General features: G+C 44.0%; 14 protein-coding genes. 11 read left to right on the forward strand and 3 right to left on the reverse strand.

What is annotated here, in order from left to right; translation table 11 throughout:
- Positions 1-76: 76 nt before the first annotated feature.
- The 3 genes from Q7A_RS08290 to Q7A_RS08300 all read left to right on the forward strand — a co-directional run bounded on the left by Q7A_RS08290 (position 77) and on the right by Q7A_RS08300 (position 2,674).
- Positions 77-778, forward strand: a complete 702-nt coding sequence (locus tag Q7A_RS08290) for an ABC transporter ATP-binding protein (RefSeq protein ID WP_014706901.1) — start codon at positions 77-79, stop codon at positions 776-778.
- Between the two features lie 100 nt (positions 779-878).
- On the forward strand, positions 879-1,205 hold the full coding sequence (locus tag Q7A_RS15530) for a hypothetical protein (protein WP_014706902.1): 327 nt from the start codon (positions 879-881) through the stop codon (positions 1,203-1,205).
- Positions 1,157-2,674 carry a TonB-dependent receptor gene (locus tag Q7A_RS08300; RefSeq protein WP_238595968.1) on the forward strand — a complete coding sequence of 506 codons (1,518 nt, stop codon included), beginning with the start codon at positions 1,157-1,159 and terminating at the stop codon, positions 2,672-2,674. Before Q7A_RS15530 ends, Q7A_RS08300 begins: the two co-directional genes overlap by 49 nt.
- Here the strand turns inward: Q7A_RS08300 and Q7A_RS08305 are convergent.
- Complete coding sequence (locus tag Q7A_RS08305) at positions 2,661-3,545, reverse strand: IS982 family transposase (RefSeq protein WP_014706222.1); 885 nt, start codon at positions 3,543-3,545, stop codon at positions 2,661-2,663. The two genes, Q7A_RS08300 and Q7A_RS08305, sit on opposite strands and share 14 nt — an antisense overlap.
- A gap of 44 nt (positions 3,546-3,589) precedes the next feature.
- Between Q7A_RS08305 and Q7A_RS08310 the strand changes: the two genes are divergently transcribed.
- Genes Q7A_RS08310 through Q7A_RS08330 form a run of 5 tightly spaced genes read left to right on the forward strand, consistent with a single transcriptional unit; the run spans position 3,590 to position 9,300 of the window.
- A complete protein-coding gene (locus tag Q7A_RS08310; RefSeq protein WP_174672465.1) occupies positions 3,590-3,862 on the forward strand; it encodes a hypothetical protein in 273 nt (90 codons plus the stop codon).
- A 2-nt stretch (positions 3,863-3,864) separates the two neighbouring features.
- On the forward strand, positions 3,865-5,283 hold the full coding sequence (locus tag Q7A_RS08315) for an ABC transporter permease (RefSeq protein ID WP_014706905.1): 1,419 nt from the start codon (positions 3,865-3,867) through the stop codon (positions 5,281-5,283).
- Position 5,284: 1 nt separating this feature from the next.
- A complete protein-coding gene (locus Q7A_RS08320; protein ID WP_014706906.1) occupies positions 5,285-6,649 on the forward strand; it encodes a DUF3526 domain-containing protein in 1,365 nt (454 codons plus the stop codon).
- Positions 6,642-7,673 carry a CobW family GTP-binding protein gene (locus Q7A_RS08325; protein WP_014706907.1) on the forward strand — a complete coding sequence of 344 codons (1,032 nt, stop codon included), beginning with the start codon at positions 6,642-6,644 and terminating at the stop codon, positions 7,671-7,673. Before Q7A_RS08320 ends, Q7A_RS08325 begins: the two co-directional genes overlap by 8 nt.
- The gene (locus tag Q7A_RS08330; protein ID WP_014706908.1) at positions 7,657-9,300 is read left to right on the forward strand and encodes a formylmethanofuran dehydrogenase subunit A; all 1,644 of its coding nucleotides are present in this window, start codon (positions 7,657-7,659) and stop codon (positions 9,298-9,300) included. The genes Q7A_RS08325 and Q7A_RS08330 overlap by 17 nt, the downstream gene beginning before the upstream one ends.
- Before the next feature lie 4 nt (positions 9,301-9,304).
- Here Q7A_RS08330 and Q7A_RS08335 read toward each other — a convergent pair whose 3' ends face one another.
- Positions 9,305-9,883, reverse strand: a complete 579-nt coding sequence (locus Q7A_RS08335; protein WP_014706909.1) for a DUF3299 domain-containing protein — start codon at positions 9,881-9,883, stop codon at positions 9,305-9,307.
- Positions 9,884-9,975: 92 nt separating this feature from the next.
- On the opposite strand from Q7A_RS08335, the gene Q7A_RS08340 reads away from it, so the two are divergent.
- Positions 9,976-10,671, forward strand: a complete 696-nt coding sequence (locus Q7A_RS08340; protein WP_014706910.1) for an ATP-binding cassette domain-containing protein — start codon at positions 9,976-9,978, stop codon at positions 10,669-10,671.
- Positions 10,661-11,899 (forward strand): ABC transporter permease, encoded by a 1,239-nt coding sequence (locus Q7A_RS08345; RefSeq protein WP_014706911.1) that lies wholly within the window; start codon positions 10,661-10,663, stop codon positions 11,897-11,899. The genes Q7A_RS08340 and Q7A_RS08345 overlap by 11 nt, the downstream gene beginning before the upstream one ends.
- A 1-nt stretch (position 11,900) precedes the next feature.
- Here the strand turns inward: Q7A_RS08345 and Q7A_RS08350 are convergent, their stop codons facing one another.
- Positions 11,901-12,266, reverse strand: a complete 366-nt coding sequence (locus Q7A_RS08350) for a hypothetical protein (protein ID WP_048480987.1) — start codon at positions 12,264-12,266, stop codon at positions 11,901-11,903.
- Between the two features lie 136 nt (positions 12,267-12,402).
- Between Q7A_RS08350 and Q7A_RS08355 the strand changes: the two genes are divergently transcribed.
- The gene (locus Q7A_RS08355) at positions 12,403-12,714 is read left to right on the forward strand and encodes a hypothetical protein (RefSeq protein WP_014706913.1); all 312 of its coding nucleotides are present in this window, start codon (positions 12,403-12,405) and stop codon (positions 12,712-12,714) included.
- Positions 12,715-12,826: the final 112 nt, after the last annotated feature.

A 12,826-nucleotide genomic window follows, 5' to 3' on the forward strand; every position in this document is an offset into this window, starting at 1 on the left:
GCTTAACAATGATGTGATATATCGTATTTTAAGAATCTTTTTCACCCTTTATAAATAATTAAATCCAGGAGAAATCATGCTGGAAGTGAACCAGTTAACCAAATCATTTGGTAATCGAATTGCCGTTGATCATCTCGACTTTAAAATCGCTTCTGGCGAAGTTTTATGTTTATTGGGTGCAAATGGCGCAGGTAAAACCACCACCTTAAATATGTTATTAGGCTTTACCGCACCAACCAGTGGCAGCGCCACTTTAGAAGGTCAGGATCTTTATCAACAGTCATCGTCTTGTCGACAAAAAATCATGTATGTGCCAGAAAATGTGAATCTATATCCACGTTTTGATGCCATTGAAAATATTCACTATCTGGCGGTGCTGGCCAAAATGAAATTAACCGATCAGCAAGTCCATGAAGCGTTAATCAGTGCAGGGCTTAAACAGGCAGACTTTTCCAAGCACTTAGCTGAATATTCCAAAGGGATGCGCCAGAAAGTGGCCATTGCATTTGCCTTGTTAAAGCATGCCCGTTTGATATTGATGGATGAGCCGACCTCTGGGCTGGATCCGGTTGCCACTCAGGATTTTATTCAAGTAGTGAATACGATTAAATCTCGCGGTGCGGCCGTGTTGATCGTCACACATGATCTTTTATGCGCTCATCAGCTTGCTGACCGGATTGGCATTATGAAACAAGGTCATTTAACCGATTTAATTACCACGCAAACGTTAACATTGGATCAGCTAACGCAACGTTACTTTGATCAGTTTGCAGCTTAAATTGTTGGGACGATTGTCCCTCTATTACTACTTTGTAGAACAAAAATAGTCTCCAGCGATGGTGGCTATCAAAGTAAAAAAGAACCTAAAGGACTTTACCGTGAAAAAAACACTTATCAGCAGCCTGATTGTGTCTGCTCTGCCGTTATCTGTGGTTGTTGCCGAGACAGATAATGAACCCGCTGCCCGTATAGACCCTTTAGTGGTACTTGGAACTCGTCCGGATTATGCCGATGAAAACCTGGCCGGTTCACAGGATATTATCTCGCGCGAAGAGTTATCCATCAGTCATGTGAATAACACTATGGAATTGTTTACCAAAATCCGGGTGTTTATTTTGCCCGTTACAATCAGGGCATTATTAATACCGATATTGGTATTCGCGGCTTTGCTGCTGAGGGAAGTACTCCCCATGCCAAGCTGTTAATTGATGGCATTCCGTCCAATCTGCATAACGGCTACAGTGAGATGGATCAGTTGTTTCCGGGCTTTATCGATACGATTCAGGTCTATAAAGGCAACAGCGATCCACGTTATGGTATTTTCAATGTCGCGGGTAACTACAATATTACTACCCGTTCGGATATTGGCCGTGAAGTTGAAGTAACACTCGGCAGTTATAACGCACGTGAGATTCAGGGATATTGGGGAGAACAGACCGGTGGATTGCAGCACAGCTATTTCGTCGGTTACCGTGAATCAGAAGGCTATCGGGATAATTACGATATTGATAAATACAGTGTCGGTGGTCGCTGGTTTTATGATTTAACCGACGATACTTCAATAGGCTTTATCGCCAGAATGGCAGAATATGATGCCGATGCGCCCGGTTATCTGACCCAAGACGAAGCCCGTAAACACCCGACTCGTTCTGCAGCTTATGCCAGCCAGGATGGTGGCAATAAAGAAACCCAATCATATAGCGTGCATTTTGATACTGCTTTACGTAATGATCTGACCTGGTCAGCCAAAGCGTATTACAACTATTACGAACGTGAGCGTTGGGTGCGGTTTAGTGAGGCTGGTTCATTGGGCAATCGTTATGATGAACAGGATCATTACGGCTTTATATCGACATTGTCCTGGGATATTAATGAGCAGTGGGCCTTGAACTGGGGATTTGATATTGAACGCCAGGATGTGTTGGAGCAACGTTTTGGCACCATCGACAATTTACGGCAACGTGATGCCAGTAATGTATCACGTAACTTTGACTATGACTTTGTCAGCAAAGTTACTTATCTGCAGGTATCTCATGCACCAAATGAGTTTATCGCCTGGAATGCTGCTATACGTGCTGATCAGATTGATGGAGATTTTAAACAACGTAATGCGGCAGATGAGGTCATCAGTAATCAAGACAGTTATGACTATGGAACAATAGTTCAACCCAAATTCAATCTGTTTCTTTACCCAACTGATCAAGTGACTTTATTTGCCAATGCAGGACGCAGTTTCCAGCATCCGGTCAGCAGTAGTGCCTATACTGATGGCGATCGTTCAGCTCGTGATGTATCCATCAATGATGGCTGGGAATTAGGGGTGAAGTGGATGCCAGTCTATAGCCTCGAATTCCGTTTATCTTACTGGGAACAGAAGGCTAAAGACGAGTTTGTATTGGTTGATGGCCTCGCTCGCAATGTGGGTGAAACGCTGCGGCAGGGCGCGGATTTTGGCATGAGCTGGATGGCAACTGACAAACTGACCCTATGGGGTAACTTCAGCACCGTGGATTCAGAAATTCAAAGTCCCGGAGCTGACAAGGGAAATGAATTACGCAGTATTCCTTCCTATACCGCTTCGACGGGTGTTAGCTATCTGTTTACTCCGGCACTGACAGGACGTCTTCACTACGATGCCCAGGGATCTTCTTACATTAACCTCAGATCTGCATAAGCGCGCCCTTTTCATTCCTGTTCAACTTGATAGAAGGCTTCTTGGGTTGGAAGGTATAAGCCACCAATCCAGCCATGAGGTGGACCATAAAGCTGACAGGGCTGCGGTGCCGTGAGTGTTCGATTTGAGAAATATTCTTCAATTGGTCAAATATTGTTTCAATCACATAGCGTTTTCTCAACATCAACCGGTCCCATAACGTCATCAGTTGCGGTTTCATATTCTTGCGAATGCCGGTGACCAGCTTAATGCCTTGTTCGGCTAATGACTCTTTAAGTGTTTGAGACAGATAACCTTTATCGCCATACAAGGTGCCCCATAGCTGTTTGACCATGTCCGGTATGGGCTTGCGGTCATCAATATTGGCCGTTGTGATTTTTACTGAAAGTATTTCACCTTGTTCGTTCACTAACAGGTGTAGCTTGAAGCCATAAAACCAGCCCATGGTGCCCTTGCCTCGCTCTGCAACACCGCTAAAGACACGGTTTCGAGGAATGCGAATGTTGTGGCATACCGCCAGTTTGGTTGAATCAACAAAGGCGATGCCGGTTGGTTTGCCGTAACGTTGTGTCATAAAGGCACACAGGGGAACCAGCACACTTTGCAGCAGTTTCAACATGCGGGTATAGCTAACCAGTTGGGGGAAAGCTTGCTTCAAGTGCTTCCGAGCATAGTGTGTATAAAAGGTCTTGAAGTCTCTGAAGCGGAGCTGGTGAAATAAAATCAGAATAGTGATGACTTCACTTTCCGACAACTTGCCAGGCTTGTTCCGGCATTTATCTCCGGCTGCTATCTGCTGGTGTTGCCAGGCCGGGATAAATCTTTGGCAAAAATCATCGACTTCGCAATACATTTTCTCTAAATTGTACATACTTGAGCCCTTTCGTTTCTCGTTTTTGGTCAAACGATTCGATCGTGGCTCAGGCTTTTAGTTCCTCTTTTCTTATGCGCAGCTCAGGTTACATTAATGAAGCAAATGCCGGCGGCAAGTTTGGTCAATACAATCTGGTGAATGCCAGTCTTGATTACGAGACAAGCTGGGGCAATATCAATTTTCAGATTAATAATCTGATGAATGAATATTATGAATACGTCTACGACTTTGGGAATGCTGGCGATCCGGTTGACACCATTCATTCACCTGGTGACGGTATCAATGCCAGCGTTTCAGTGGCGTACAAGTTCTAATCATGATGCAGACAATTATTGAAATTGCACGTCATGAGCTCATTACGCAATGGCGCAGCCAGACCCTGAAAATCCTGTTGCCATTGTTGCTGGTGTTAACGGCATTAATTGCGTTTTCACATTGGCAACAGCAGCAGGATTTTATTGAAGCGCAAACCATTTGGCAGCAACAGAATGATGCTGAATGGGATGCTCAGCCAGATCGGCATCCGCATCGTGCAGCACATTACGGCACGATGGTGTTTCGTATCATCTCACCGCTGAGCTTTATCGATAGCGGTGTAAATCCGTTTGTCGGTAATGCTTTATTTCTGGAAGCGCATCGGCAAAACAACAGCAGCTTCAAACAATATGTCAGTAGCACGGCCTATATGAGACTTGGATATCTGTCAGGCGCGACGATTATTCTGGTGATCTGGCCTTTGGTGTTGATTGCATTGGCATTTAATAGTGTTAGTGGTGAGCGTGGTCAGGGAACATTACGGCAACTGGTCTCACAAGGCATCAGTGTCAAACAGCTATTAATTGGCAAAACGCTGGCATACAGCCTGATTTCGCTGGTCTTTCTGTTAGTGATTTTTATTATTGCAATAGGCTTTATGCTACAAACTCAGGTACATGGAAGTGATGTTTTACGCATGGGATCTATGTTTGTTTTGTTCCTGTTTTATTGTCTGCTTTGGACCATCGCAGTGATATTGTTCTCCAACTGGTGTCGCACTAATCAGCAAAGCCTGTCTGCATTGCTGTTGTTCTGGCTGCTCACGGTGATTGTGATGCCTAAAATGGCTTACAGTCTCGCAGAAATGCAATATCCGATGCCGGATCGTGCGGTGTTTGATATTCAGACGGCACAGGAAATTGCCAAAGTAGGTGATTCCCATAACCCTGACGATCCACATTTCTCCGAGTTTCGTGAAAAAGTATTAGCAGAATATGGCGTCTCACGTGTTGAAGATCTTCCGGTGAATTGGCGTGGTGTCGTGATGCAAGAAGGCGAGCGCATTACCAGCGAAGTATTTACCCAACAATATGAAAACTTGATGCAAATTGCTGAGCAGCAAAATCAACTGGTCAGTTATGTAGCGTGGTTTTCACCGTATTTATTAGCCAATAAGTTATCGTCTATTTTTGCGGCGACCAATGCGGGTAGTTTTTTGCATTATGAAAACGCTGCGGAGCAATTTCGCTTTAATTTCATTAAGCAACTGAATCAGTTGCATGCAGAACAAATCGACCATGCCCATGACCGTGAACAAAAAGTCACGAATGAGCAATTGGTAAATCTGCAGCAATTTGATTATCAATCACCTACCTTACAGAACGAACTGAATCTGATTTACCGGCCTTTATTAATATTACTGGGATGGTTAATCATCGGTGTGTTGTTACTTTCCCGTAGTCGTAATGAGGTTGATTAAGGTGAAATTTATCCAATTTGAATTACGCTTGTTATGGCAGAACAAGCTTTTTAAATGGTTGATGCTAGCCTATCTGTTAACTGCTGTATTAGCCATTATCTGGGGTCAGATAGGACTGCAACGGGAATATCAACAGCGGACTATCAGCGAAGTAAATTATCAAGCCGAATTGGCCGACTATCAGAAGGATGCTCCTTTAGTTCCATACGACTCTGGTTATATGAGTTATTACCAGTTTCATCCTGTCTGGCAAAAACCGTCTGCCTGGTCGGCATTGATACATGGTGAACGTAGCGAAGCGGCTACACATACACGGGTTCGTTTATTAGGTTTGCAAAGCCAATTGAGCAATACCGCGACTGGCAATATTGCTGCTATGCCCATTGGTAAGCTGGACTTGAGTTTTATCTGGATTTACCTGATGCCGTTATTAATCGCTGCCTTAAGTTTAAATCTGCTTGCAGAAGAGAAGGCCAGCGGGCGCTGGTCATTATTGGCCTCTCAGGTGGCTAATAGCGGTATGTTATTAACTAAAAAAATGCTCATTGCAGCAGGCTTGCTGGCAGTCGTAAATATAGTGATATTACTGGCAGCTGTTGTACTGACGGATATCAGACTGAATGGCTTATGGTGGCAGATTGCAGCGGTATTATTAGCCTATCAACTCTGCTGGTTTTTGATTACCGGCTGGATTATCAGCCTGCAACGCACAGCTATCTTTAACAGTTTGTTATTTATCAGTCTGTGGATTGTATTTGCTTTTGTATTGCCTGGTTTGGCTTATCTCTACCAGACGCAACAACAGCAACCCGCGGAGCATGTCTCAATGCTGTTTGATCAGCGTGAATATATGCATGACAGCTGGGATAGGGATAAACAAGCGGATTTTGATGCCTACCTGCAGGATTATCCACAGTGGGCGATTACCGAGGCGACATTGCAACAGTCGTTTGACTGGCGTTGGTATTATGCGATGCAGCATATGAGCGATGTGATTGTGGCGGGGGCAGTCGCGCAGTTTCGTGAGAGTCGCCTTAACTCCCACCAAATTGGCAATAAAGTTGCCTGGTTATCCCCGGTAATGCGTTTGCAATACAGTATGAATCGTTTTGCCGATACCGATATGCTGGCAAGTCAGGCATTTCTGGATCAGATTGGTGATTATCACCAGCAATTACGCAAATATTTCTTTAATTTCTATTTTTTTGACAAGCCGTTTACGGAGGATGATTTTGCCGATATTCCTCAATTTGACTATCAGCCCATCAATCAGAGCAACACTGCTAAAACGCTCATTAATTTAATGCTAATAGGGCTGTTTTTTATTGGCTTAATGACATTACAAACTCGCAGAAACCGTGGCTGAACAAACGTTCAAGCTGTTTCAAAAAGCGATACCGACCAATGTAATTACCGGTTTTCTCGGCGTTGGTAAAACCACGGCGATCCAGCAGCTACTAAATACCAAACCGGCAGGCGAACGCTGGGCAGTATTAATTAATGAATTTGGCAAAGTGGGCATTGATAGGCAGCTATTGCAAACCGATGACGATTCTCTAGGAAAGGTCACGATTCGCGAAGTACCCGGGGGCTGTATGTGCTGTGCCGCAGGTTTGCCGATGAAGGTCGCACTTAATCAACTTATTGGTAAAGCCAAACCCGACAGATTATTGATTGAACCCAGTGGGTTGGGACACCCGGAAGAAGTGATCGCCGTGCTGTCAGGAGAATTTTATCAATCGGTCATAGATTTACGCGCCACCCTGACATTGGTTGATGCACGTCATATGTCTGATGCGAAATATCGCGAGCATGAGACTTTTCAGCAGCAGTTACAAATCGCCGATCTGATCGTGGCGAACAAGGCCGATATGTATGGTCAGAGCGAAATTGCTGCTTTAACAGCTTATTTAAATGAAATGCATCTTCAGGAACTACCTTTACAAATCATTCAGGACGCAAAAATTAATCCTGAATGGTTAGATCCAAAAGCTAAATTTAATCAGGCCATCTGGCAGGAGCAACCAGCGGTTTTTAATCTTGATAATGAAGAACAACTTATTCCAGATTGCGGCTACCTGGCGGCCACTCAAAAGTTAAGTGGCTGGTATAGCTATGGCTGGCGGTTCAAATCAACATTCTGTTTTGATTACCAACCGCTGATTACATGGCTGGAGCAATTTAAACAGATTCGGCTTAAAGCGGTTTTTCGAACAAGTGAGGGGTGTGTCGCTATCAATCAAGCTGATGACAAGTTAACAATTGAAAAACTGCCCACTCAGCCAGCAAAAAGTCGTATTGAGTTCATTACCGATAAGCCGCTTGATGCAAAAAAAATGGAAAACCAATTATTACAGATGTGTGGGATAAACCATGTTAACCCGGCTTAAAAACGCTCGAGTATACGACCCGGTACAAAAACTGAATGGCGAATTGATGGATTTGTGGATCCGAGATGATCGAATCGTTGATCCGAAACAGATTAATGACAGAGATTCAGCTATTACCTACGATTTAGACGGGGCTATTACCATGGCAGGCGGCGTGGATATTCATAGCCATATTGCAGGCGGTAACGTGAATACCGCCCGTTTATTGCTACCAGATCAACACCGTAATCATCTGCAAAGACAGGAAAATCTGCCGTTTTATAACGCTCGTTGGTCAAGTTTTGAAACTGGTTATCGCTACACTGAAATGGGCTACAGCATGGTGGTTGAACCGGCAATGTTGCCGGTCAATGCGCCGCAGGTGCATCGAGAAATGGCGGATATCCCCATCATTGATACGGCTGCACTGGCGATTCTTGGCAGTGATGATTTGCTGGTATCCATGTTGCGAAGTGGTGCTTCGCAGGATCAGATTAATGACTATGTAAGCTGGACCATTAACACCACCCAGGCATTAGGTTTGAAAGTAATTAATGCCGGTGGTTCGCAGGCGTTTAAAGCCGGGGTTGAACAGTTTGGTCTGGATGATAAAGTACCGGATTATGGCATCAGCTCTCGGCGCTTATTAACCTCATTGCAGACCGCCGTGCATCAATTGGGTATTCCGCACCCGGTACATGTGCATTGTAATAATTTGGGTGTTCCCGGTAATGTACAAACCGCCATTGATACCATGGAGGCTGCCCAGGGCTTACCCATGCATCTGGCGCATGTGCAATTTTATGGTTATGGCGCAGAGGGTAATCGCGGTTTCTCTTCGGCTGCAGCTCAATTGATGGAAGCCTTTAATCGACATCCCAATATCACCATGGATGTCGGACAGGTGTTATTTGGTCAGACGGTGACAATGTCAGGGGATATCATCGCTCAATTCTCACGTCGTGGTGATGCCAGTCCGCATAAATGGGTGATGTGGCATGCCGAAAATGAGGGCAGTGGTGGCATCGTGCCTTATCAATACAAAAAAGCCAGCTTTGTAAATGGTTTGCAATGGGCCATTGGTCTGGAAATTTTTCTATTATCCGGCGATCCGTGGCGTTTGTTTTTCACCACCGATCATCCCAATGGTGCACCGTTTACCCGTTATCCGGATTTGCTGCATTTATTGATGGACTATGACTTTCGCATGGCCTGTCTGGCAGAGCTGGATCCGGAGATTATGGAGTTGACCCTGCTCAAAGATTTGAAACAGGAGTTCAGCTTATACGATATTGCCATTATGACCCGGGCGGCCCCGGCAAAATTATTGGGGTTGAATGATCGTGGACATCTGCAACCCGGCGCTTTGGCCGATATTGCGGTTTATCATGAGCAAGATGATAAAGAGGCTATGTTCAGAAAGGCGCAGTGGGTCTTCAAAAACGGTCAGCTGATTATTGAACGCGGCGAGTTTGTGAAGCGTCAATTTGGCCAGACCATGACCGTTAAACCGCATTTTGATAGACAGATTGAATCAACCGTTAAAAATTACTTTGATCGTTTTTATTCAATGAAATTATCCAACTATGGGGTTCATGACGATTTGTTATTTGATCAGCCCGAGCGCTTTTCTGCGATTAACTTATAAAGCACTATTCTTCTTCATACAACTCAATGTTGTCAGCTGCCATCGAATAGGCTGAAACGGCCACTTCATTTTCGGTGATGGTGGTTGTCAGCGTACCCTCGACCCAATAGGGATCATAAAGGTTCTGTTGAGCGACGCCTTCTTTGGAGGTGACATAAATAATCTGATTGGGCGGCGGCGGGGGATAATGGATACAGGCACCGAAAAAAGGTACTAGAAAGAACTCAGTCACCAATTGCTCTTCGTTCATTTCGACGGGAACGATAAAACCAGGCAGGCGGATGGGGCGTTGATCGTATTCCGGTTTGACCTTGGCAGAGGTTAATGCCTGTTGATAACGGTCATCAGCGGAGTTTTCCAGTGCCCCGAGTAATTGACTACTGATTTGATCTTCCATCGAACCATCTTCGATTTCATCAAGATATTCGGGTGGATTCATCAATGCTTCGAGATCGTCATCGGGCATTAAATCAACCCAATCAATAAGTTCGTAATTTTCGTCAGCTAACAGTGGCTGAGTCATTGTCAGGCAAGTGATTAGTAATAATGGAACCCAGAATTTTGCAGATGCCAGTTGTGTCATATGACTCCAGAGCGTTAAATTTCGAGCGAAAATGTTATGTTATAACAATTTATAAGCTCTCAACATGATCCATTTTTCAAGCCGGTAAAAAAATGACTAATCGTTATGCTATTCAGATTGATGACTGTCAGTTCCGTTATCAGCAAAACTCAGACAGTGTTGTATTACAAATAGCTCACTGGGAAATTAAAAAAGGCGAAACGGTTTTTGTCTACGGACCTTCCGGTTCGGGTAAATCCACTTTATTAAATTTACTGGCCGGGATTCTGTTGCCACAGCGTGGCACCATCAAGTTGGATGAGGTCATACTAAACCAGCTCAACCATCGCAAAAGAGATGCGTATCGGGCACAACATATTGGTATGGTGTTTCAACGTTTTAATCTGATTCCGTACTTAACGGTGGCCGACAATATTAAACTGGCCAGTCATTTTTCCAAACAGGGTATACAGAATCTGCAACAACGCACTCTGGAATTGATGAATGCTTTGCAACTGGATGCCCAGATATTGAAAAGGCCGGCATCGCAATTGAGCGTCGGTCAGCAGCAACGGGTAGCGATTGTTCGTGCTTTGATGAATCAACCGGAATTATTAATTGTCGATGAGCCCACTTCAGCATTAGATAGTGACGCACGTGATAGTTTTGTTGATTTGCTGCTGGAGCAGGTAAAAGCGATGCAAGCCACTCTGATCTTTGTCAGCCATGACAGAAGTCTGGCACAACACTTTTCCAGACAGTTGGATATACAGTCGTTTGTGGTCGCAGGAGAAAAACATGCTGTTTAAACTGGCGTGGAAAAGTCTGCTCGCCAGACGCGTTAGCGTGTTACTGACTATATTGATGATGACGGTGAGTATTTTTGTGTTACTCAGTGTAGAAACCATCCGTTATCAAGCCAAAGACAGTTTTACCAAAACCGTTTCCGGTGTGGATTTGATTGTCGGTGCCCGTACCGGCCAGGTGAATTTATTGCTGTACTCGGTATTTCATATTGGCGTGCCAACCAATAATATTTCCTGGCAGAGTTATCAGGATATTGCTTCCCGTTCTTCAGTTGCCTGGACAATTCCTATTTCACTAGGTGATTCCCATCGTGGCTATCGGGTCATTGGCACCAGCACAGACTTTTTCGAGTTTTTTCGCTTTGGTAATAAGCAATCACTCGAATTTAAACAAGGTAAAGCGTTTGATGATCATTTCGATGCAGTGATTGGTTCAGAAGTTGCCAGACAACTGGGCTATAAATTTGGTGATGCTATCGTGCTTTCTCATGGAATTGCCAATACCAGTTTCAGCAAACATGATGATAATCCATTCAAAATTACGGGTATTCTGGCCCCAACAGGAACGCCGGTAGATCAATCTCTCTACGTCAGTTTGCAAGGTATTGAAGCCATTCATGCCAACTGGCAGGGTGGGGTAAAAATGCCGGGTGCAGCTAAGCCAAAACTTGACGAGTTGCAGCCACAAGCCATAACGGCATTTATGCTGGGACTGAATTCGAGGATTCAGACCTTTAATTTGCAGCGGCAAATCAATGAATATCAGCAGGAACCGCTTCAGGCCATTTTGCCCGGAGCCACATTGATGTCGCTGTGGTCAATGTTGAGCAGCGTGGAACAGCTGTTATTATTGATTGCTTCACTGGTGCTGTTGGGTGCGCTGATCGGGATGGCGAATATGCTATTGGTTTCAATGCGTGAGCGACGACATGAATTGTCGGTATTGCGGGCACTGGGTTATCGACCGGGATTTCTGTTCTGCTTATTACAGCTTGAAGCCTTATTGATAAGTCTTGTAGCAGCAGTCGCCGCGTTTATCAGTTTGCAATTAAGCATGTATGTATTGAAAGACTGGTTATTGCAGGAATACGGTATTTTGCTGACCCGCCTATCAATCATAAATGAATTTCTGTTTATGTTACCGATGGTGATGCTTGCCAGTTTTCTGGTCGCTTTAATTCCGGCAATCAGTGCTTATCGACAAGGGTTACATCAGCAATTGAATCTGTGATTTAGATGCGTTGTAGCTTTGGAAGATGCTGTTTTAGATGTGATTTAATATCTTCCACACTAGCTGAAAAAACCAGGGCATAAATCTCACGTTGCATGGTGTCGGTAATAAACGGGTAAATTTCATAACCCTCTGCGTAAAGTTCAGCGCGGGCGCGGCATATTTTTTGAATGCCTTCGCTAAATGCCTGGTTCTCTACTGCAGGTAAATTGGTTTCACCTAAAGTCCATTGCTGCTGTTTCCAATGATCAAAACACCATTGACTCAATTGCATCACCGGATCAATTTTATTCTGTTCTTGTGTGTCAGATTGTTCACTGCAACCCAAAAGACATAGCAGACTGAGCAGCAAAAAATATTGACGCATATACAAGTTTCCAAAGCGTTGTTTTGTAAACAATAATGCCTGTTTTATTTTCAAATACCAACTATTCCCTAAAAAAATGACAAAAAATGCTTATAGCGTCATTATTAAACTGTAGCTATCTGAATTAAGGTTTCAAATGGATAGATTTTCAACGTTTGGCATCATTCTGTTATTGATTCTGGCAATTGTCGGTGGATATATGACAGGCCTCTTTGCCGGTTATCTGTTTGACCTAGGAAAACGCCATCTGGGAAAAACGCTAACGGTTATCCTCAATTTAGTGTTTTATGTGGTGCCGGCCTGGGCATTATTGGGTATAGCCTCTGAAGATGGCCTGCTATTTTTTTATCTATTACTACTGGTTTTTTATTTTCTGGGTATTCGTGATTCAAAATATCCAGCTGTAAAAAACGATAAACCCGATAAAAATTATGAACCCTATGATTGAGTCGTGTTGATCTTTCAAAGTCAACACTATTGAAGATTGCTTTTATCTAATAAGGCGAAAACCGAACAAATAGTGTCTGCAAAGCCTGCTACATTTGATTAAAATTATGTTG

Source organism: Methylophaga nitratireducenticrescens (genome assembly GCF_000260985.4).
Taxonomy (GTDB): domain Bacteria; phylum Pseudomonadota; class Gammaproteobacteria; order Nitrosococcales; family Methylophagaceae; genus Methylophaga; species Methylophaga nitratireducenticrescens.

Excerpts from the sequence above, each read along its gene's own strand:
- Q7A_RS08335 (WP_014706909.1), bottom strand. The coding sequence starts at position 9,883 with ATGACACAACTGGCATCTGCAAAATTCTGGGTTCCATTATTACTAATC.
- Q7A_RS08355 (WP_014706913.1), top strand. The coding sequence starts at position 12,403 with ATGGATAGATTTTCAACGTTTGGCATCATTCTGTTATTGATTCTGGCA.
- Q7A_RS08345 (WP_014706911.1), top strand. The coding sequence starts at position 10,661 with ATGCTGTTTAAACTGGCGTGGAAAAGTCTGCTCGCCAGACGCGTTAGC.
- Q7A_RS08290 (WP_014706901.1), top strand. The coding sequence starts at position 77 with ATGCTGGAAGTGAACCAGTTAACCAAATCATTTGGTAATCGAATTGCC.
- Q7A_RS08340 (WP_014706910.1), top strand. The coding sequence starts at position 9,976 with ATGACTAATCGTTATGCTATTCAGATTGATGACTGTCAGTTCCGTTAT.
- Q7A_RS08305 (WP_014706222.1), bottom strand. The coding sequence starts at position 3,545 with ATGTACAATTTAGAGAAAATGTATTGCGAAGTCGATGATTTTTGCCAA.
- Q7A_RS08330 (WP_014706908.1), top strand. The coding sequence starts at position 7,657 with ATGTTAACCCGGCTTAAAAACGCTCGAGTATACGACCCGGTACAAAAA.
- Q7A_RS08315 (WP_014706905.1), top strand. The coding sequence starts at position 3,865 with ATGATGCAGACAATTATTGAAATTGCACGTCATGAGCTCATTACGCAA.
- Q7A_RS08350 (WP_048480987.1), bottom strand. The coding sequence starts at position 12,266 with ATGCGTCAATATTTTTTGCTGCTCAGTCTGCTATGTCTTTTGGGTTGC.